Below are 19,786 nucleotides of genomic sequence, written 5' to 3'. Positions count from 1 at the left end.
CTTCCAGCTTCCAGCTTCCAGCTTCCAGCTTCCAGCTTCCAGCTTCCAGCTTCCAGCTTCCAGCTTCCAGCTTCCAGCTTCCAGCTTCCAGCTTAATTCCTCGCCAGCAGCGAGCCGTTGTACTCCCCGCTGCGTTCCGCGTCCGTCAGCATCGACACGCCGCTGGCGCTGCCGCCCTTGGCCAGGCTTTCGAATATCACGCGATAGGCGAGTACGGCTTGCACGTAGTTGCGCGTTTCGCGGAAGGGGATGGATTCAACGAACAGGTCGAACTGCTCTGGCGCATGGCGTAGCCAGCGGTCGACACGCTGCGGGCCGGCGTTGTAGGCGGCGGTCGCCGCCAGGCGGTTGCCGCGATAGCGCTCGAGCATCTCGCCGATGTAGGCGCTGCCCAGGCGGATGTTGGTCGACGGGTCGAGAATGCCGAAGCGACCCGGGTCGGCCAGCCCGAGCCGTTGGCTGACCTGGCGAGCGGTGCCCGGCATCAGCTGCATCAGGCCACGGGCCCCGGCCGGCGAGAGCGCCTCGGGGTTGTAGGCGCTCTCACGCCGGGCGATTCCCATCAGCAGGTAGGGATCGACGTCGTTGACATTTCCCCAGCGCAGGAAGTCGGCCCGATAGGCCTCGGGGAAGCGCCACTCCAGGGCATCCCACAGCTGGGCGGCGATGGTGGTCTGTACCAGCCGGGCGGGCCAGTGCTGGCGTGCCGCATAGTCGGCCATCGCCATGGCCTGGTCGGAGGTGACGCGAGCCGCAGCAGCATACCACTCGCTGCTGGCCAGGCCCGGTTCGCCGATGCGCAGCAGGGCTTCGGTGCGGCGCACCGCCGGCAGGGCGGCGATCTCACGTCGGCTGGCCTCGTCGACCGAGGTGGAGGCGCGGTTCAAGGCGTAGGGTTGGCCGAGATGGTCGGCGGCGGCGAAACCGAAGAAGCTGCGCTGGCTGGCGGCCTTGGCGTAGGCCGCTTGAGCGCCGGCATCATCGCCGAGCTGTTCCAGGGCACGGGCACGCCAGTACTGCCAGCGGGCATCGCCGGCGTCTTCCGCGGGCAGGCGGTCGGCCCAGGCCAGCACGCCGGGCCAGTCACGGTCGGCCAGGGCGACCCGGATGCGCAGCTCGGTCAACTCGGGGTCATCGAGGCGCGGCAGCACGCCGTCGACCCAGTCACGGTTGCGATCGATATCCCTGACCAGTGAGTAGAAGGCCAGATCGCGCTCGATGGCGTTGCGATGGGCGTCGTCGATGACCAGGCGCGGTGCCAGCGAGCGCCAGGCTTCCAGGGCGGCCGCACTGTCGGCGCGGGTATAGCCGTGCATGGCGGCGGCGAACAGGGCACCGCTGCCCCGGCAGTCCGGGCCGATGCAGGCGGGGATCCGAGTGATCGCCGAGAAGTCCGCCTCGAGCCGTGCCAGGGCCGCACGGGCGCCCGACCAGTCGTCGCCGAGCTGTCGTCCCAGGTAGTCGACCATGCCGCTTTCACCCGCCTGCCAGGCCAGGGTGAGGCGCTCCCAGACCTGTTCCGGGCCGATCTCGCCGCGCGCGCGCAGGGTGTTGAACAGCGCGTTGCAGGCGTCCGGCTGGGAGTGGCCGACGCGCCACAGCGCGCGGCCGCCCTCGGCGGCGGTGGCCGGGTCGCTGCCGAGCAGGGCAGTATAGTAGTGGCACTGGCGTTCGGTGCCGCGGGGCTCGCCATCCGCCACCGCCAGCAGTGAGGGATAACGGCCGGCCTCGCCGTAGGCCGTGATGGCCTGACCGCGCAGCCAGCCGGCCAGCGGTGAATCGGCGTGTTGCTCGATGAAGGCTTGCACTTCGCTGGCCGTCGCGCCGGGCAGCCGCGCCTTGAGCCGGTGATAATCGACGTAGCCAGCCAGCACGTGATCGTTGATGGCGGCCCGGTCGATGGCCTGCCAGTCGTGGGAGCGCGCCGCCTGGAGGGCATCGCGCATGGCGCGGTCGTCGGCCTGGGCCTGCCCGGCGGCCGTCAGGCCCATCAGGGCGGCGGTCAGCAGGGGCTTCCAGGGGATGCGGAACGAGGTGCTTGGCATCGTGTCGCCTCTCGGGGTGGTGCGGTGAGCGGTCCCACATGGTCGCCGATGGAGCGTCAATTGAGTAGTGTCGCCGCTGGCCGACGACTGGCATTCGGCCCTGGCTATCCTCATCCTGTAGCGGTATTCCCGCTCGTCGGCAAGGAGAATGCCCATGAGGCGTCCCGATGGTTCCCCCTCGCTCCAGCGCCTGAAGCGCCGCGCCGGCGTCTTCGTGCGCATGCGTCGGGCCCTGCGCTGGTTTCCGCCGATGCTGGCGGATGTGGTACGTGGCCGGTATCGCCCGGTGCCCTGGCCGGCGCTGGGCTGGATGCTCGCGGCGCTGGTTTACCTGCTTTCGCCGCTGGACCTGGTGCCCGATATGTTGCTGGCACTGGGACTGATGGATGATGCGGTGATCGTCGGTTGGCTGCTTACGCGAGTGGATCGCGCCCTGGAGGATTATCGCGTCTTTCGCGGGGAGCGTGACGCCGCGCCGCGTTGAGGGCGGCGCCTTGCCTCGATGAGCGGCGCGGGAGTAGCGTTTAGTCAAGCGTTTGAAATAGGCCGGCCAGGCCCGCTGCTGACCCGAGAGGTGCTCATGCGCTCCATCGACGAACCCGGCCCCGAAGACTGGCGGCGTGCCCTGCAGCGCTTTGTCTCGGCCATCCCGCATACCCGGATGCTCGGACTCGAGGCGCTTGCGGCGGGCCCCGAGGGCGTCCGTCTGCGGTTGCCCTGGCAAGACGACCTGTTGGGCGACGAAGGGCGGGGGCTGGTGCATGGCGGTCTGCTGACCATGCTGCTGGACACTGCCTGTGGCGCGGCGGTGTTGCCGTCACTACCCGAACTGGAAGTGTGCCCGACGCTCGACCTGCGCCTCGATCACTTTCGTCCCGGCGTGGCGGGCGCGGATCTCATCGTCGAGGCGCGGGCGGTGGCGGTGACCGCCTCGGTGGTGTTCACCGAGGGGCGGGTCTGGCAGGCCGCGAATGAGCCCCTGGCCCGGGGCATCGCCAACTTCGCGCGGCTTGGGCCGCGCAACACGCCGCCAGGGTTCGCGGCGGCATTGTTTGCCGAGGAGAACGATCATGGTTGACGGCTTCGGTGACACCGAGTGGCTGGCCCGCACCCGGGCGTCGGGGGATGTGGCGGCCTGGCTGGCCCGAATTCCCTATGCGCGTCGCATCGGCGTCTCGGCCGCCCCGGCCGAGGATGGCGAGGGGCTGATCTTTCGCCTCGAGCCCCGCGAGGACAACGTCGGCAATCGGCTGCTGCCGGCGCTGCATGGCGGAGTCGTGGCGGCCTTCATGGAAACCGCCGCTACCCTGGATCTGATGCTTGCCGCCCGCGAGCCGCGCCTGCCGCGCATCGTCGATGTCTCTCTCGATTACCTGCGCAGTGCCCGGGTGGTACCGACCCTGGCGCGCTGCGAGCTGATGCGGGAGGGCCGGCGCCTGGCCAACGTGCGGGTGCACGCCTGGCAGCAGAGCGAAGACGTTCCGGTAGCCACCGCGCGACTGCACTTCGTGCTCGGCGAACCGGGCGCTTGAAAAAATCCGGGCGGTCCCCATATCGATGGAAGCCAAGCAACTGGTGGCCTCGCCACCGCCGACACGTCGACAAGGGGTCCGAAAGACATGACCACTGCCACCCGTGAAGAGACCCTCGGCTTCCAGACCGAGGTCAAGCAGCTTCTTCACCTGATGATCCACTCCCTGTACTCCAACCGGGAAATCTTCCTGCGCGAGCTCATCTCCAACGCCGCCGACGCCTGCGACAAGCTGCGCTATGCGGCGCTGGACAACGATGCCATCTACGAGGGCGACAGCGAGCTGCGCATCGAGATCGAGCACGATGCCGAGGCCGGCACCGTCACCCTGCGCGACAACGGCATTGGCATGACCCGTGACGAGGTGATCGAGAACCTCGGCACCATCGCCCGCAGCGGCACCGCCGAGTTCCTCAAGCAGCTCTCCGGCGAGCAGCAGAAGGATGCCAAGCTGATCGGCCAGTTCGGCGTCGGCTTCTATTCCGGCTTCATCGTCGCCGACGAAGTCACGGTGCGCACCCGCAAGGCCGGCACCGAGCAGGCCGAGGGCGTCGAATGGCACTCCCGGGGCGAGGGCGAGTTCAGCGTCGCCGACATCGAGCGCGAGGCCCACGGTACCGAGATCATCCTGCACCTGAAGGAGGACGCCCGCGAGTTCGCCGACGACTTCCGCCTGCAGAGCCTGGTGCGCAAGTACTCCGACCACATCGAGGTGCCGGTGCGCATGCCCCGGGTCGAGAAGGCCCGCGACGAGGACGGCAACGAGATCGAGGGCAGCGAAACCGTCAGCTGGGAGACCGTCAACGAGGCCACCGCGCTGTGGGTGCGTCCCAAGAGCGAGCTCACCGACGACGAGTACAAGGCGTTCTACAAGCACGTCGCCCACGACTTCAGCGATCCGCTGACCTGGAGCCACAACAAGGTCGAGGGCAAGCTCGAATACACCAGCCTGCTCTACGTGCCGGGCCGCGCCCCGTTCGACCTCTACGAGCGCGACGGCGCCCGCGGCGTGAAGCTCTACGTACAGCGCGTCTTCATCATGGACGACGCCGAGCAGTTCCTGCCGCTCTACCTGCGCTTCATCAAGGGCGTGCTGGACACCCGCGACCTGTCGTTGAACGTCTCCCGCGAGCTGCTCCAGCAGGACCCGCAGGTCGAGAAGATCAAGAGCGCGCTGACCAAGCGTTCGCTGGACATGCTCAAGAAGCTGGCCAAGGATCCCGAAGCCTACCAGACCTTCTGGAACACCTTCGGCAGCGTGCTCAAGGAAGGCCCGGCGGAAGACCACGCCAACCGCGAGAAGATCGCCGGCCTGCTGCGCTTCTCCACCACCCATACCGACAGTGCCACCCAGGACCAGTCGCTGGCCGACTACATCGGGCGCATGAAGGAAGGGCAGGAGAAGATCTACTACATCGTCGCCGACGGCTTCAACGCCACCAAGTCGAGCCCGCATCTGGAGATCTTCCGCAAGAAGGGCATCGAGGTGCTGCTGCTCCACGACCGCATCGACGAGTGGCTGATGAGCCACCTGACCGAGTTCGAGGGCAAGAAACTCGTCGACGTGGCCAAGGGCGACCTGGACCTCGGCGAGGTCGAGGACGAGGAAGAGAAGAAGGCCCAGGAAGAGACCGCCAAGGCCAAGGAAGACCTGGTCAAGCGTGTCAAGGAAGCGCTCGGCGACGAGGTCCAGGAGGTCAAGGTGACCCACCGGCTGACCGACTCCCCGGCCTGCGTGGTGTTGCCGGAGCACGAGATGGGCTACCAGATGCGCCGCATCATGGAAGCCGCCGGCCAGCCGATGCCGGAGGTCAAGCCGATCCTCGAGCTGAACCCCGAGCACGCCCTGGTGGCGCGCCTTGAGGGCGTCGAGGGTGAAGGGTTCGCCGATCTGGCGCGCATCCTGCTCGACCAGGCGATCATCGCCGAGGGCGGCCATCTCGACGATCCGGCCGCCTACGTCAAGCGTCTCAACGCCCTGTTGAGCGCCTGACCCTTCCTGCCGCGCCGCCTTTCGGGTGGCGCCGCCCGCGCCGATCGCCTCACCGGGCGGTCGGCGCGCCTGCCTTGGGCTATATTTCTTCGCCGAGACGGAATTTGTTGCGCTGCGTCATCCGTAGCGCGCATAGCCTGCTGCGTTGCCAGGAGCCCCGTTGCCATGCGTCCCGGGGCTTGACCTTGACGTATTGGTCAACTCCAGCCGCTTGTTTTCATGGGCATATCGGGGGCGTCATCGACGCTTTTATCCCCGCCATGCGGGTTGAGATTCTGCGCCGGCTACGTAAGACTGGTCCGTCCAGGTTATGCACAATTTCAATACTAAAACGTCACACGGGAGATCCAACGTGAAGATTGGTGCACCCAAGGAGCATGCCCCGGGGGAAGCGCGTGTCGCGCTGACCCCGGACAGCGCGCAACATATCCAGAAGCTGGGACACGAATGCCTCATCGAGGCCGGCGCCGGTGCGGCCGCCGGCTTCGATGACGAGGCCTACCGCCAGGCCGGCGTCACCGTCGTCGAGGGCACCAAGGCCCTGTGGGACGCCGCCGAGGTGGTGATCAAGGTGCGCGAGCCCTCCGAGGAGGAGGCCGGCTACCTGCGCGGCGACCAGACCCTGATATCGTTCTTCTGGCCGGCCCAGAACGAGGCGCTCCTCGAGCGCTGTCGCGACACCGGCGCCACCGTCGTCGCCATGGACATGGTGCCGCGCATCTCGCGGGCCCAGAAGATGGACGCCCTGTCGTCCACCGCCAACATCGCCGGCTATCGCGCGGTGATCGAGGCGGGCAACCAGTTCGGTCGCTTCTTCACCGGCCAGGTGACGGCCGCGGGCAAGGTGCCGCCGGCCAAGGTGCTGATCGTCGGCGCCGGGGTGGCGGGGCTCGCCGCCATCGGCACCGCGACCAGCCTGGGTGCCGTGGTGCGCGCCTTCGACGTGCGTCCCGAGGTGGCCGAGCAGATCGAATCGATGGGTGCCGAGTTCCTGTTCCTCGACTTCGAGGATAGCCAGGACGGCTCGGGCAGCGGCGGCTATGCGGCGCCCTCCAGCCCGGAGTTCCGCGAGAAGCAGCTGGCGCTGTTCCGCGAACAGGCGCCGGAAGTGGATATCGTCATCACCACTGCCCTGATTCCCGGCCGCCCGGCGCCCAAGCTGTGGCTCGAGGACATGGTCAAGGCCATGAAGCCGGGCTCGGTGATCGTCGATCTGGCCGCCGAGAAGGGTGGCAACTGCGACCTGACGGTGCCGGACCAGCGCGTCGTCACCGATAACGGGGTGATCGTGGTCGGCTATACCGACTTCCCGTCGCGCATGGCGACCCAGGCCTCGCTGCTCTACTCCACCAACATTCGCCACATGCTCACCGACCTGACGCCGGAGAAGGATGGCGTCATCCACCACAACATGGATGACGACGTCATTCGTGGTTCGACGGTGACCCACCAGGGCGACATCACCTTCCCGCCGCCGCCGCCCAAGGTGCAGGCGATCGCCTCGGCCAAGCCCAAGCCCAAGGAGCCCGAGCCCACGCCGGAAGAGAAGAAGGCCGCCGAGCACGCCGCCTTCTTGGCCCAGACCAAGCGCCAGGCTGCGCTGCTGGGCGTTGGCGGTGCGCTGATGCTGCTGCTCGGTCAGGTGGCGCCGGCCTCGTTCATGTCGCACTTCATCGTCTTCGCCCTGGCCTGCTTCGTGGGCTTCCAGGTGATCTGGGGCGTCAGCCACTCGCTACACACCCCGCTGATGGCGGTGACCAACGCGATCTCCGGCATCATCGTGCTCGGGGCCGTGTTGCAGATCGGCTCGGGAAGCGCACTGGTGAGCCTGCTCGCCGGCATCTCGGTGCTGATCGCCACCATCAACATCGTGGGGGGCTTCCAGGTCACGCGCCGGATGCTCGCCATGTTCCAGAAATCCTGAGCGGCGGAGAACGATAAATGTTGGGACAAGGTTTCGTATCTGCCGCTTCGATTGCGGCAAGCGTACTCTTCATCCTCTCCCTGGGGGGACTGAGCAACCAGGAGAAGGCCAAGCGGGCCGTCTGGTACGGCATCATCGGCATGGCCGTGGCGGTGTTCTTCACTTCCCTCGGGCCGGGCATCGGTGGCTACTGGTGGATGCTGCCGATGATGGTCATCGGCGCCGGCATCGGTGCCTACGTGGCCAAGAAGGTCGAGATGACCGAGATGCCGCAGCTGGTAGCGGCGCTGCACAGCTTCGTCGGCCTGGCCGCGGTGTTCGTCGGCTTCAACGCCGACCTGGAACGGCGCCGGGTGCTGGCCAGCCAGCTCGCCGAGCAGGGGGCCGAGGGTTTCTCTGCCTTCGCGGCCTTGCTGGCCCACAAGACCCCTGCTGAGCTCACCTTCCTGCAGATCGAGGTGGTGCTGGGTGTGTTCATCGGTGCGGTGACCTTCACCGGCTCGGTGATCGCCTTCGGCAAGCTGGCCGGCAAGGTCGACGGCAAGCCCCGTCAGTTGCCCGGCGGGCACCTGCTGAATGCCGGGGCCGTGGCGCTGGCCGTGGTGCTGGCGATGCTCTACTTCAACGGCGCGGGCTTCTGGACCCTGCTGCTCGTCGCGCTGCTGGCGTTCTTCATCGGCTACCACCTGATCATGGGCATCGGCGGCGCCGACATGCCGGTGGTGGTGTCGATGCTCAACAGCTACTCCGGCTGGGCGGCGGCGGCCATCGGTTTCACGCTGTCCAATGACCTGCTGATCGTCACCGGCGCCCTGGTGGGCTCCTCCGGTGCCATCCTCTCCTACATCATGTGCAAGGCGATGAACCGCAACTTCGTCAACGTGATCCTGGGTGGCTTCGGTGGCAGCCAGGGCCCGGCCGCGGAGATCGAAGGCGAGCAGGTCGCCATCGACACCGCCGGCGTGGCCAGTGCGCTGAACGATGCCGACAGCGTGATCATCGTGCCGGGATACGGCATGGCGGTGGCCCAGGCGCAGAACGCGGTCAGCGAGCTGACCCGCAAGCTGCGCAGCGCCGGCAAGGAAGTGCGCTTCGGCATCCACCCGGTCGCCGGTCGCCTGCCGGGGCACATGAACGTGCTGCTGGCCGAGGCCAAGGTGCCCTACGACATCGTGCTGGAGATGGACGAGATCAACGACGATTTCGCCGACACCGACGTGGTGATCGTCATCGGCTCCAACGACATCGTCAATCCGGCCGCCCAGGAAGATCCCAATAGCCCGATCGCCGGCATGCCGGTGCTGAAGGTCTGGGAAGCCAAGCAGGTGTTCGTCTGCAAGCGCGGGCAGGGGACCGGCTACTCGGGCATCGAGAATCCGCTGTTCTTCAAGGAGAACACCCGGATGCTCTACGGCGATGCCCGCTCGAGCATCGACACCCTGGTGCCGATGATCGACTGAACGGCAGCGGGCCGCCTCCGACGGCCCGCATCGCGCCGACACGACGCCCCCTCATGGGGGCGTTTTTCGTTACAATCCCCGAACCACTTCCAGTTCCGGGGCGAGCATGTCCGACGATCGCAGCCTTGATCGCAGTCACAGTGATCCTATGAACGGTGATCGCAGCAACGATGATCGTGATAGCGATGATCGCAATAACAGGGTGGCGGTGCTCGGCGGCGGCAGCTTCGGCACCGCGCTGGCCAGCATCGCCGCCGACAACGGCTTCGAGGTGCGCCAATGGCTGCGCGACCCTGCGCTGGTCGAGCAGATCAACCTCGAGCATCGCAATGGCCGCTACCTGCCCGACTATGCCATCAATCCCGCCGTGCGCGCCTCGACCGCCTTCGAGGAGGTGCTGCCGGGCGCCGGCCTGGTGCTGGTGGCCATCCCCTCCAAGGCCTTCCGCGACGTGGTGCGCCAGGCGCGTCCCTGGATGGATGCCTCGCAGATCCTGGTGAGCACCACCAAGGGCATTCAGGAAGAGGGCTTCAAGCTGATGAGCCAGATCCTCGAGGAGGAGACCGGCTTTGCCCACATCGGCGTGCTGTCGGGACCCAACCTGGCCACCGAGGTCGCCGAACGTCAGCTCACCGCCACGGTGATCGCCAGCCATGATGCCCTGACCCGTACCCGGGTGCAGACCGCGCTGGGCTGCGGCTACTTCCGGGTCTATGCCAGCAACGACCGCTACGGGGTCGAGCTCGGCGGAGCGCTCAAGAATCTCTACGCCATCGCCGCCGGCATGGCGGCGGCGCTGGGCATGGGCGAGAACACCCGCAGCATGCTGATGACGCGGGCGCTGGCCGAGATGAGCCGCTTCGCCGTGTCCCAGGGAGCCAATCCCATGACCTTCCTGGGCCTGGCGGGCGTCGGCGACCTGATCGTCACCTGCTCGTCGAGCCGCTCGCGCAATTACCGGGTCGGCTTCGCCCTGGGCGAGGGGCGGACCCTGGACGAGGCCGTCGAGGCGCTGGGCCAGGTGGCCGAGGGCGTCAATACCGTGCGTCTGGTACGTGACAAGGCCCGCGAGGAGGGCGTCTACATGCCCATCGCCGAGGGGCTCTACCAGGTACTGTTCGAGGGCGTGCCGGCCCGGGAAATGGCGCGGCTGCTGATGCGCGGCCAGCAGAGCAGCGACGTGGAGTTCGTGCTCTCGCGGGAGGACGTGCAACAGGATCACCGCGACACCGGAGGCGGCCATGACTGAACCGCTGCTGATCATGCGCCACGGCGAGGCCGGATGGGGCAGTCCCGATCCGGCCCGCGAGCTGACCGCGCGGGGCGCCGACGAGGCGGCCCGCATGGGGACCTGGCTGGCCGGGCGCGACGACCTGGCCCTTGACCGGCTGCGGCTGCTGGCGAGCCCCTATCGACGGGCACAACAGACCGCCGAACGCCTCGGCGAGGCCCTGGGGCTGTCGGTCGAGACCCTGGAACGGATCACCCCGGACGACTCGCCCGAGGCGGTGGTCGAGTGGCTGCTGGCGCAGGACGGCGATCGGCCGCTGCTGCTGGTCAGTCACATGCCGCTGGTGGGCGGGCTCACCGGGCTGCTGGTGGATGGGCGGGCCGACCGCGGGCCGGGATTTCCCACCGCCGCCATCGCCGAGCTCGACGCCGAGGTACCCGCCGCCGGCTGCGCACGGCTGACCCGCTTCACCGCCCCTGCCGATCTCGTCTGAGGCGGATGTCCCGAAGGAGAGGAGTCGAGATGAGCTATATCGTCAATAATCGCATTCACGTGAACCCCGGCTTCGAGGACGAGTTCGAGGCCCGCTTCCGGGCCCGCGCCGGGGAGATCGACAAGCAGCCGGGTTTCGTCGCCATGCGGGTGCTCAGGCCTCAGGGCAACCAGGCGCCCTATGTGGTGGAGACGGAGTGGGAGAGCCAGGACGCCTTTCGCGCCTGGGTGGGCAGCGATGACTTCAAGCGCGCCCACGCCAACCCGCTGCCGGCGGAGGCCACCGCCGAAGGCGGCGGGCTCGAGCAGTTCGAGGTGGTCGAGGGGACCGTCGCCGGCAGCTATCGCTGACCCGATGTATCGGTCGACCTTTCCCCACGGTTCGACAGGACGACGGCGCCCGATGGGCGCCGTCGTCGTTTCGGGCAGGGAGGTCGCAAGGAAAACCTTAGATCAGGCCTGCCGCGCGTAGTACGAAGACGCCGAGCGTCACCGTGAGGCTGGCCATCAGCGTGGTGAGGGCGATGATATTGGCGGTCAGCGTCTCGTCGTTGCCCATGGCCTTGGCCATCACGAAGGCCGCGGCCGCGGTGGGGCTGGCGAAAAACAGGAACATCACCCCCAGCGCAGGGCCGGTGAATCCCGCCGCCACCGCCAGTAACGTTGCCACGGCGGGCACGGCCACCATCTTGGCCAGGCTGGCGCTCAGCGTGGTGCGATAACCTTTCTTGAGGGCGCGGGTGGAGAGCGTGGCGCCAATGCAGATCAGCGCCAGCGGCAGCGTGAGCGAGGCGAAGTAGTCGCCGGTGGTGGTGAGCCAGCCGGGCAGCGGGACCTCGAACACGGCGAACGGCGTGGCCGCGATCACCGCGAGGATCAGCGGATTGGTCACGATATGGTGGAGGATACTGCCCCAGTCGACGCCATGGGAGGCGCCGTCCTCCTGTGGTTGGTAGCTCGCCAGCACGATCACCGACAGCACGTTGTAGCTCAGGATCACCACGCCAAGCAGCAGGCCGCCCAGTGACAGGCCGGCATCGCCATACATGCCGGCGGCCAGGGCCAGTCCGACGATACCGCAGTTGCCGCGAAACGCCCCCTGCACATAGACGCCGCGCAGCGGGCGCCGGACCCGCAGCAGGGCCCATCCCCAGGCCGCGACGAAACTCGCCAGGGTGGCCAGGGCGAAGAAGCCGAGCATCCAGGGATCGAGCGTTGCCTCCAGGTCGGCATCGGCCAGGCCGAAGAACAGCATCGCCGGCAGGGTGCCGCGAAAGACCAGCTTCGATGCCGTGTTGACGAAGGCCTGGTCGATCCAGCGAAGGCGCTTCAGGCCGATGCCGATGAACACCATGGCGAACACCGGCAGGGTGATGTTGAGGGTCGAGAGGAAGATGTCGATCAATGACATGCGTGCGTCCTGGGAGCGGGCAGTACTGGGATGACGCCGACCGAGCGCGGCGTTCGAGCCTGGTGAGTCGCGATGCAACTTTGGTCTAAATCTACCACAGGGCCTCTTGTCAGTCCGAGATCGGACGGCTAGTTTGTCATTTGTATGATGTATGACATGAGGGCGACGCCTTTCCTCGTGTCACCCAGCGGACGACGAGAGGACGATCAGGTGAGTTTTACACGCGAAGAGGTCAAGAGGGCTATCAGTGACGGGCTGCTGTCCTTCCCGGTCACCGATTTCGACGCCGAGGGGCGTTTCGATGCCGAGAGCTATCGCCGGCGGCTGGAGTGGTTCATCAGCCACGAAATCTCGGCGGTGTTCGTCGCCGGGGGCACCGGGGAGTTCTTCAACCTGTCACAGGACGAGTTCCGCGAGATCGTGCGACTGGCGGTCAATACCGTCGACGGCAAGCTGCCGGTGATCGCCAGTGCGGGCCTGAGCGTCGCCACCGGCAGTGCCTTCGCCCGCATCGCCGAGGAGGAGGGCGCCGACGGCATCCTGCTGATGCCGCCCTACCTGACCGAATGCCCGCAGGACGGCCTGGTGGAGTACGCCCGGCAGATCTGCGATTCAACGTCCATCAGCGTGATCTACTACAACCGCGGCAACGGCATCATGCAGCCGGCGGCGGTGCAGCGCCTGGCCGATGCCTGCCCCAACCTGGTCGGCCTCAAGGACGGCAAGGGCGACATGCAGGCCCTCAACCGGATCATCAAGACCGTCGGCGACCGCCTGGCCTACGTGGGCGGCGTGCCTACCGCCGAGATCATGGCCGAGGCGTACCTGGCCGTCGGCGTGAACACCTACTCCAGCGCGGTGTTCAACTTCGTGCCGGACATGGCGGTGACCTTCTACAAGGCGCTGCGAGCCGGCGACACCGACACCGTGCGTCGTATCTCGCGCGAGTTCTTCGTGCCCTTCGTCGATCTTCGCGACAACAAGGCCGGCTATGCGGTCAGCCTGATCAAGGCCGGCGTCGATATCATCGGGCGTCCCGCCGGCAGCGTGCGCGCGCCGCTGGAGATGCCCTCTGCCGACGAGCGGGCTCGACTGGAAAGCCTGGTCGAAACTGCCAAGGGCTACTGATAGCCCATCTTCACCCACACTCAACAACGACAGCGAAGAGGTGAACCCATGAGCATGCCCAGCATCTACAAGACACTCGGAACCTCCGTGCTGATGGCCGGCATGGCCTTCGGCAGCACCGCGGCCCTGGCCGCCGACGGACCGCTGCGCGGCAACGTCCGCGTGGTGATCGGCTCGACCTCTACCGGTGGCGACACCTACCAGAACTCGAACATCGTGGTCGATGCCCTGGCCGAGCATCTCGATCTCAACATGAAGGTGGATGCCGTCGGCGCGAGCTCGGCCTTCCGCTTCCTGGATCGCGATCCGCGCGGCAACACCCTGATGATCTTCCATGATCAGTCCTATCTCGGGTACCTGTACGGTGTCGAGGGCTACGAGGACATCTTCGACAAGTACACCATCGGGCCGACCATCGCCATCAACCCGGGCAACGCCTATCTGGTGCCCAAGGATTCGCCCTACCAGACCCTGGACGACGTGATCGAGGCGGTAGGCAACGGCGAGGAGGTGCGTGTCGCCATCCAGCCGGGCGGCGTCTCGGAGATCGGCTTCAGTGCCCTGAAGAATGCCATCGCCATCGAGCATCCGGGCATGGAAGACAACCTGGTGGCGGTCAACACCGGTTCCCAGGCCGACAAGAACCAGCAGCTCTTCGACGACCAGGCCGACATGATCAACGGCACCGTGCAGGCCAACGAGCAGTACACTCGTCTGCCGGAAGACGATCAGAAGGCCATGCGCTTCCTGTGGCTCACGGCGCGTAACAGCACCATCGAGCAGGCGCCGGAAGACGGGCTGGGCAAGACCACTCGCGAGCAGCTGCTGCAGTACGTCGAGCCCAACGTCTCCGTGCCCATGGGCAACGGCGACGACTTCACCTTCGATAAGGAATTCTTCTTCCTCTACAACAAGGACATGGATCCGGCCATCGTCGACCAGATCGATCAGGCACTCACCGAGATCTATGCCGAGGGCGAGATCCAGGAGACCCAGAAGAACTCCTTCTTCATCCCCAACTTCAAGCCGTCTGAAGAAGCCGCCGAATACCTGGAGACCAAGATGTCCGTCTACGAGGACATCATCACCAACATCCAGTAAGGCAGGATCGCCGGCGGGCCCCACCGCCGGCGCTTCACAGCTGCTTTTTGAGCCCAAAACGATCGAAAGGCCACCTGATAGAGCCCTTACCGGAGCCGCCATGGAATCAGGACTGTCATCCCTGCTGAGCGTCTCGATCGACTTCGAGACCTCTCATCTGTTCTTTCCCCACATCATTCACTGGCTGATGGGCGGTCTCTTTGCCCTGATCCTGGTGTTCAACGTGGCGCCCTTCCTCGCCGCCGTCCGGCGAGGCGAAAAGACGCTGCCGATCCTGGGCGAGTCCATGGACAAGTTCCGCTTCTTCGGAACCCTGGCGCTGATCGTCGCCTATTTCTACCTGATGGCGGTGGTCGGCAACCTCTTTCCCTACACCGGCTACGGCTTCCTGTTCGTGTCGATGGCCTTCCTGTTCCTGATGTCGCTGATGTACATGCATACCAGGACTCGGCGCAAGGTCATCACGGCTGCCATCAACGCACTCGTGGCGCCGAGCCTGGCGTGGTTCATCCTCGCCAAGCTGTTCCAGATCACCCTGCCGTAGCGGAGACATTTCCATGTTCGATATCCTGTCGCTACTCGATATCACCTTCTTCCTGCTGGCGGCCCTGGGGGGCCTGGTCGGCATCATCTTCGGGGCCATCCCCGGGATGACCGCTACCATGGCCGTGGCGGTGTGTCTGCCGCTGACCTACGCGCTCGGCCTCAATCACGGCCTGGCGCTGCTGCTGGGCCTCTACGTGGGGGGCATCTCCGGCGGCATGGTGCCGGCGGTGCTGCTCAACATCCCCGGCACGCCATCCTCGATCACCACCACCTTCGACGGCTATCCCATGGCCCAGAAGGGCGAGGGCGAGCGCGCCCTGAGAGTCTGCGTGGTGGCGTCACTGATCGGGGGTCTCATCAGCGCCATCGTGCTGTTCCTGTTCGCGCCGGTGCTGGCCGAGTTCTCGATCAAGTTCTCCTACGTCGAGAAGTTTCTGATCATCCTGCTGGCGCTGACCGTCATCGCCTCCATGTCCCGCAACATGCTGGTGGGCATCTTCAGCGGCGTGCTGGGCATCTGGCTGAGCCTGATCGGCACCTACAGCATCTCCGACGGCGGCAACGGTCATACCCGCCTGATGTTCGATTTCCTCGAACCTTACCTGTTCGAGGGCTTCTCCCTGTTGCCGGTGCTGATCGGTATCTTCGGCATCGCCACCATCCTGCTCGAGGCCGAGGAAGGCGTGAAGAGCGGCCTGGCCGGCAAGAACATCAAGTTCGGAAAGGGCGGCGGTTTCTCCCTGGGCATCTTCAAGGGCCGGCTGACCAACCTGGTGCGCTCGTCCTTCATCGGCACCTTCGTCGGTATGCTGCCGGGCGTCGGTGGCAGCGCCGCCTCGGTGCTGGCCTACACCCAGGAGAAGAATCTCTCCCGCGATTCCAGCGAGATGGGCAAGGGCGCCCCCCAGGGCCTGATCGCCTCCGAGTCGGCCAACAATGCCCTGACCGGCGGCGCGCTGATCCCGCTGCTGTCGCTCGGCATCCCGGGGGATTCCACCACCGCCATCCTGATCGGCGCCTTCACCCTGCAGGGCATCCAGGTCGGTCCGCTGTTCATTCCGGAGAACGCCGACACCTGGTACGTGATGATGATCGCCCTGGTGTTCGCCAACGTCGTGATGTTCTTCCTGATGTTCTATGCCATCAAGCACATCGCCAAGGTGGTGCTGGTGCCCAAGTACATCCTCTACCCGATCATCGTGATGATGTGCGTGGTCGGTGCCTACGCGATCAACTACGGCATCATGTTCGACGTCTGGACGCTGCTGATCTTCGGCGTGCTGGGCTACCTGATCCAGAAGGTCGGGCTCGAGGTCGCGCCGCTGATCATCGGCTTCATTCTCGGCGGCCAGGCGGAGGTCTATTTCGTCAAGAGCCTGGAGTCCTTCGGCACCTACTCGATCTTCTTCACCAAGAGCCCCATCGCCGTGGTGCTCTGGCTGCTGATCGCCGCCTCCGTGGCCTTCTCGGTCACCATGGGCCTGAAGAGCCGCGCCAAGCGCCGCCTGGAGACGTCTCAATGATTTCCTGTAACCCGATCCATCGCGAGGTCCGATCATGATTCAGTCGACACCGGCTCCCCGGGTGATCCGCATTCACCCGCGCGACAATGTCGCCGTGGTCGTCGGCCGGGGAGGCCTGGCCGCCGGCGAACGGCTCGACGATGGCATCGAGCTCCAGGCCGACGTGCCCCAGGGCCATAAGGTGGCGCTGGTGGCGCTGGCGGAGGGTGACGAGGTGATCCGCTACGGCGAGGTCATCGGGACCGCCGCCACTCCGATACCCCAGGGTGGCCACGTCAGCGAGACCAACCTGCACATGCCCACGCCGCCGGCGCTGGAGGATCTTCCGCTGGCGACGCGGCAGGCACCGCAAACCGAGCCGCTGGAAGGCTATACCTTCGAGGGTTTCCGCAACGCCGACGGCAGCGTCGGCACCAAGAACGTGCTCGGCATCACCACCAGCGTGCAGTGCGTGGCCGGCACCGTCGATCACGTGGTCCAGCGCATCAAGCGCGAGCTGCTGCCGCGCTTTCCCAACGTCGACGACGTGGTGGGACTCAATCACAGCTACGGCTGCGGCGTGGCGATCAACGCGCCGGCCGCGGTGGTGCCGATCCGCACCCTCAAGCACCTGGCCCTGAACCCCAACTTCGGCAACGAGGTGATGGTCATCGGGCTGGGCTGCGAGAAGCTGCAGCCCTCGACCCTGGTCGAGGACCGGCCGGTGAAGATCTATGAGAACACCGAGGCCGCCGACCCCGAGGCCAACGTGCTGAGCCTGCAGGACGAGTCCTTCACGGGCTTCGGCGAGATGATCGAGGGCATCATGGCCATGGCCGAGCGCCATCTCGAGCGTCTCGACCGCCGCCGCCGCGAAACCTGTCCGGCCTCCGAGCTGGTGGTCGGCATGCAGTGCGGCGGCAGCGATGCCTTCTCCGGACTGACCGCCAACCCGGCGGTGGGCTTCGCCACCGACCTGATCGTGCGCGCCGGGGGCAGCGTGATGTTCTCCGAAGTCACCGAGGTGCGCGACGCCATCCACCTACTGACTCCGCGGGCGGTGAACCCCGAGGTCGGCCAGGCGCTGATCGACCAGATGGCCTGGTACGACGACTATCTCTCTCAGGGGCAGGCGGATCGCAGCGCCAACACCTCGCCGGGAAACAAGCAGGGCGGGCTGTCCAACATCGTCGAAAAGGCGCTCGGCTCGGTGATCAAGTCCGGCGATTCGCCGATCGCCGACGTCATCGGGCCGGGCGAGCGGGTGCGCAAGCGCGGCCTGACCTTTGCCGCCACGCCGGCCAGCGATTTCATCTGCGGCACCCTGCAGGCCGCCGCCGGCATGAACCTGCAGGTCTTCACCACCGGTCGCGGCACGCCCTACAACCTGCCGATGACGCCGGTCATCAAGGTCTCCAGCAACTCCACCCTGGGGCAGCGCTGGCACGACCTGATCGATCTCGACGCCGGGCGCATCGCCACCGGCGACGCCACCATCGAGGACATGGGCTGGGAGCTGTTCCACCTGATCCTCGAGGTGGCCAGCGGCCGCCAGCGGGTCGCCGCCGACCGGCTTGGGCTTTACAACGACCTGGTGCTGTTCAACCCCGCGCCGGTGACCTGACTTTCCTTCGATGGCCCTTTCGAACGTACAAGAGGCAATGCCATGTTTCCCAAGATCACCAAGATGAACATCGTGCCGGTCGCCGGCGAAGACGGCTTCCTGCTCAATCTGAGCGGCGGCCACGCGCCCTGGTTCATCCGCTGCGTGCTGGTGCTGGAGGACGAGTCCGGCAACCGCGGCGTCGGCGAGATTCCCACCAGCGAGGGCATCCAGAAAGGGCTCGAGAAGTGCCGCGGCCTGGTGGAGGGAGCGCGGGTCAACGAGGTCAAGCAGGTGCTGACTCGCTGCCGGGGCCTGCTGGCCCAGGGCGGCCCGGAGGAGCGCGGGCGCCAGACCTTCGACCTGCGCGTAGCCGTGCATGTCATCACCGCCATCGAGTCGGCGCTGTTCGACCTCTTCGGCCAGGCGCTGGGCATGCCGGTGGCCGACCTGCTGGGCCAGTACGGCCGCCAGCGCGACGAGGTCGAGGCCCTGGGCTATCTGTTCCTGCTCGGCGACCCGGACAAGACCGACCTGCCGTATCCCCGGGCGACCGATCCGGTCGATGCCTGGGACGAGGTGCGTTACCGCGAAGCCATGACGCCCGAGGCCGTCGCCAACCTGGCCAAGGCCGCCTATGAGCGCTACGGCTTCAAGGACTTCAAGCTCAAGGGCGGCGTGCTGCGCGGCGAGGAGGAGGCCGACTGCATCCGCGCGCTGCACGAGGCCTTCCCCGAGGCGCGCCTGACGCTGGACCCTAACGGGGCCTGGAAACTGGACGAGGCGGTGCGCGTGCTGGAGCCGATCAAGCACCTGCTCAGCTACGCCGAGGATCCCTGCGGCCAGGAAGGCGGGTTCTCCGGCCGCGAGACCATGGCGGAGTTCAAGAAGCGTACCGGCCTGCCCACCGCCACCAACATGATCGCCACCGACTACAAGCAGCTGCAGCTGGCCGTGCAGCTCAACTCGGTCGATATCCCGCTGGCCGACTGCCATTTCTGGACCATGCAGGGCGCCGTGGCCGTGGGCGAGCTGTGCAACGAGTGGGGCATGACCTGGGGCTCGCACAGCAACAATCACTTCGACGTCTCGCTGGCGATGATGACCCATGTGGCCGCCGCCTGCCCGGGCGAAATCACCGCCATCGACACCCACTGGATCTGGCAGGACGGCCAGCGCATCACCAAGGAGCCGTTCCAGATCCGCGGCGGCAAGCTGACCGTGCCCAAGACGCCGGGCCTCGGCATCGAGCTGGACGACGACAAGCTCATGGAGGCGCACGAGAAGTACAAGCGTCTCGACGTGACCCAGCGCAACGATGCCATGGCGATGCAGTACCTGATCAAGGGCTGGGAGTTCGATCCCAAGCGTCCGGCCCTGGTCCGCTGATGCGGATGCGCTGAGCTATCCACCCCATTGCCAGGCGAGGCGATATTCATCGATCGTCCGCCCGACCTGAACGGCGCCGTGATCCGGCGCCCCACGACAGGAGAAGCCGCATGACCCTGGAAGGCAAGCAACTGATCGGCCAACAGGCCGTGACCAGCGACGGCAAGCCGATCCACGCCGTCGACCCCGCCACCGGCGAGACCCTGTCCCCGGCCTATCCCGCCGGCGGCCAGGCCGAGGTGGAACAGGCCTGCGCGCTGGCCTGGGCCGCCTTCGACGCCTATCGCGAGACCGGCCTCGAGGCCCGCGCCGCGTTCCTCGAGACCGTGGCCGAGGAGATCGAGGCCATCGGCGATGACTTGATCACCCGTGCCATGGCCGAGTCCGGCCTGCCGCGGGCCCGGCTGGAGGGCGAGCGCGGCCGCACCTG

General features: G+C 66.5%; 18 protein-coding genes. 16 read left to right on the top strand and 2 right to left on the bottom strand.

Features of this window, described 5'->3' with window-relative positions; all coding sequences use genetic code 11:
- Window positions 1–92 precede the first annotated feature (92 nt).
- Window positions 93–2,045: a transglycosylase SLT domain-containing protein gene (locus FHR96_RS21100; RefSeq protein WP_183389688.1), complete on the bottom strand. Its 1,953-nt coding sequence runs from the start codon at window positions 2,043–2,045 to the stop codon at window positions 93–95.
- Window positions 2,046–2,199: 154 nt separating this feature from the next.
- Here FHR96_RS21100 and FHR96_RS21095 point away from each other — a divergent pair, with 154 nt between their 5' ends.
- From FHR96_RS21095 to FHR96_RS21055, 9 genes are all read left to right on the top strand, one after another.
- Complete coding sequence (locus tag FHR96_RS21095; RefSeq protein WP_183389687.1) at window positions 2,200–2,529, top strand: YkvA family protein; 330 nt, start codon at window positions 2,200–2,202, stop codon at window positions 2,527–2,529.
- A 96-nt stretch (window positions 2,530–2,625) separates the two neighbouring features.
- Window positions 2,626–3,123 (top strand): PaaI family thioesterase, encoded by a 498-nt coding sequence (locus tag FHR96_RS21090; RefSeq protein WP_183389686.1) that lies wholly within the window; start codon window positions 2,626–2,628, stop codon window positions 3,121–3,123.
- A complete protein-coding gene (locus tag FHR96_RS21085) occupies window positions 3,116–3,577 on the top strand; it encodes a PaaI family thioesterase (protein WP_183389685.1) in 462 nt (153 codons plus the stop codon). The genes FHR96_RS21090 and FHR96_RS21085 overlap by 8 nt, the downstream gene beginning before the upstream one ends.
- A gap of 87 nt (window positions 3,578–3,664) precedes the next feature.
- The gene (gene htpG, locus FHR96_RS21080) at window positions 3,665–5,569 is read left to right on the top strand and encodes a molecular chaperone HtpG (protein WP_183389684.1); all 1,905 of its coding nucleotides are present in this window, start codon (window positions 3,665–3,667) and stop codon (window positions 5,567–5,569) included.
- 352 nt (window positions 5,570–5,921) lie between these two features.
- On the top strand, window positions 5,922–7,493 hold the full coding sequence (locus FHR96_RS21075) for a Re/Si-specific NAD(P)(+) transhydrogenase subunit alpha (RefSeq protein WP_183389683.1): 1,572 nt from the start codon (window positions 5,922–5,924) through the stop codon (window positions 7,491–7,493).
- A 17-nt stretch (window positions 7,494–7,510) separates the two neighbouring features.
- Complete coding sequence (locus FHR96_RS21070) at window positions 7,511–8,953, top strand: NAD(P)(+) transhydrogenase (Re/Si-specific) subunit beta (RefSeq protein ID WP_183389682.1); 1,443 nt, start codon at window positions 7,511–7,513, stop codon at window positions 8,951–8,953.
- Between the two features lie 148 nt (window positions 8,954–9,101).
- Complete coding sequence (locus FHR96_RS21065; protein WP_183389689.1) at window positions 9,102–10,202, top strand: NAD(P)H-dependent glycerol-3-phosphate dehydrogenase; 1,101 nt, start codon at window positions 9,102–9,104, stop codon at window positions 10,200–10,202.
- Entirely contained in the window at window positions 10,195–10,677 is a 483-nt protein-coding gene (sixA, locus tag FHR96_RS21060; protein ID WP_183389681.1) for a phosphohistidine phosphatase SixA, read from the top strand. Before FHR96_RS21065 ends, sixA begins: the two co-directional genes overlap by 8 nt.
- A 29-nt stretch (window positions 10,678–10,706) precedes the next feature.
- Window positions 10,707–11,027, top strand: a complete 321-nt coding sequence (locus tag FHR96_RS21055; RefSeq protein WP_183389680.1) for an antibiotic biosynthesis monooxygenase family protein — start codon at window positions 10,707–10,709, stop codon at window positions 11,025–11,027.
- Between the two features lie 97 nt (window positions 11,028–11,124).
- Here FHR96_RS21055 and FHR96_RS21050 read toward each other — a convergent pair whose 3' ends face one another.
- Window positions 11,125–12,087, bottom strand: a complete 963-nt coding sequence (locus FHR96_RS21050; protein WP_183389679.1) for an AEC family transporter — start codon at window positions 12,085–12,087, stop codon at window positions 11,125–11,127.
- Window positions 12,088–12,297: 210 nt separating this feature from the next.
- On the opposite strand from FHR96_RS21050, the gene kdgD reads away from it, so the two are divergent.
- From kdgD to FHR96_RS21015, 7 genes are all read left to right on the top strand, one after another.
- Complete coding sequence (gene kdgD, locus FHR96_RS21045; protein WP_183389678.1) at window positions 12,298–13,215, top strand: 5-dehydro-4-deoxyglucarate dehydratase; 918 nt, start codon at window positions 12,298–12,300, stop codon at window positions 13,213–13,215.
- A 48-nt stretch (window positions 13,216–13,263) separates the two neighbouring features.
- Window positions 13,264–14,316, top strand: coding sequence for a type 2 periplasmic-binding domain-containing protein (locus tag FHR96_RS21040; RefSeq protein ID WP_183389677.1), 1,053 nt, complete (start codon window positions 13,264–13,266; stop codon window positions 14,314–14,316).
- A gap of 100 nt (window positions 14,317–14,416) precedes the next feature.
- Window positions 14,417–14,860: a tripartite tricarboxylate transporter TctB family protein gene (locus FHR96_RS21035; RefSeq protein WP_183389676.1), complete on the top strand. Its 444-nt coding sequence runs from the start codon at window positions 14,417–14,419 to the stop codon at window positions 14,858–14,860.
- A 13-nt stretch (window positions 14,861–14,873) separates the two neighbouring features.
- Window positions 14,874–16,385: a tripartite tricarboxylate transporter permease gene (locus FHR96_RS21030; protein WP_183389675.1), complete on the top strand. Its 1,512-nt coding sequence runs from the start codon at window positions 14,874–14,876 to the stop codon at window positions 16,383–16,385.
- A gap of 34 nt (window positions 16,386–16,419) precedes the next feature.
- Window positions 16,420–17,988: a galactarate dehydratase gene (gene garD, locus FHR96_RS21025; RefSeq protein WP_183389674.1), complete on the top strand. Its 1,569-nt coding sequence runs from the start codon at window positions 16,420–16,422 to the stop codon at window positions 17,986–17,988.
- Between the two features lie 42 nt (window positions 17,989–18,030).
- On the top strand, window positions 18,031–19,356 hold the full coding sequence (locus tag FHR96_RS21020; protein WP_183389673.1) for an enolase C-terminal domain-like protein: 1,326 nt from the start codon (window positions 18,031–18,033) through the stop codon (window positions 19,354–19,356).
- Between the two features lie 110 nt (window positions 19,357–19,466).
- Window positions 19,467–19,786 (top strand): aldehyde dehydrogenase family protein (locus FHR96_RS21015; protein WP_183389672.1); only part of this gene is annotated, 320 nt, incomplete at its 3' end.

Source organism: Halomonas organivorans, from assembly GCF_014192055.1.
In the GTDB taxonomy this organism is placed as follows: domain Bacteria; phylum Pseudomonadota; class Gammaproteobacteria; order Pseudomonadales; family Halomonadaceae; genus Halomonas; species Halomonas organivorans.
This window is presented reverse-complemented; position numbering and strand designations above follow the sequence as displayed.

What these genes read in the sequence shown, in the direction of transcription:
- FHR96_RS21050 (WP_183389679.1), bottom strand. Translation starts at nt 12,087, where the DNA reads ATGTCATTGATCGACATCTTCCTCTCGACCCTCAACATCACCCTGCCG.
- FHR96_RS21070 (WP_183389682.1), top strand. Translation starts at nt 7,511, where the DNA reads ATGTTGGGACAAGGTTTCGTATCTGCCGCTTCGATTGCGGCAAGCGTA.
- FHR96_RS21030 (WP_183389675.1), top strand. Translation starts at nt 14,874, where the DNA reads ATGTTCGATATCCTGTCGCTACTCGATATCACCTTCTTCCTGCTGGCG.
- FHR96_RS21095 (WP_183389687.1), top strand. Translation starts at nt 2,200, where the DNA reads ATGAGGCGTCCCGATGGTTCCCCCTCGCTCCAGCGCCTGAAGCGCCGC.
- FHR96_RS21040 (WP_183389677.1), top strand. Translation starts at nt 13,264, where the DNA reads ATGAGCATGCCCAGCATCTACAAGACACTCGGAACCTCCGTGCTGATG.
- FHR96_RS21065 (WP_183389689.1), top strand. Translation starts at nt 9,102, where the DNA reads ATGAACGGTGATCGCAGCAACGATGATCGTGATAGCGATGATCGCAAT.
- FHR96_RS21055 (WP_183389680.1), top strand. Translation starts at nt 10,707, where the DNA reads ATGAGCTATATCGTCAATAATCGCATTCACGTGAACCCCGGCTTCGAG.
- FHR96_RS21090 (WP_183389686.1), top strand. Translation starts at nt 2,626, where the DNA reads ATGCGCTCCATCGACGAACCCGGCCCCGAAGACTGGCGGCGTGCCCTG.
- FHR96_RS21085 (WP_183389685.1), top strand. Translation starts at nt 3,116, where the DNA reads ATGGTTGACGGCTTCGGTGACACCGAGTGGCTGGCCCGCACCCGGGCG.
- FHR96_RS21035 (WP_183389676.1), top strand. Translation starts at nt 14,417, where the DNA reads ATGGAATCAGGACTGTCATCCCTGCTGAGCGTCTCGATCGACTTCGAG.
- FHR96_RS21100 (WP_183389688.1), bottom strand. Translation starts at nt 2,045, where the DNA reads ATGCCAAGCACCTCGTTCCGCATCCCCTGGAAGCCCCTGCTGACCGCC.
- FHR96_RS21020 (WP_183389673.1), top strand. Translation starts at nt 18,031, where the DNA reads ATGTTTCCCAAGATCACCAAGATGAACATCGTGCCGGTCGCCGGCGAA.
- garD (WP_183389674.1), top strand. Translation starts at nt 16,420, where the DNA reads ATGATTCAGTCGACACCGGCTCCCCGGGTGATCCGCATTCACCCGCGC.
- sixA (WP_183389681.1), top strand. Translation starts at nt 10,195, where the DNA reads ATGACTGAACCGCTGCTGATCATGCGCCACGGCGAGGCCGGATGGGGC.
- htpG (WP_183389684.1), top strand. Translation starts at nt 3,665, where the DNA reads ATGACCACTGCCACCCGTGAAGAGACCCTCGGCTTCCAGACCGAGGTC.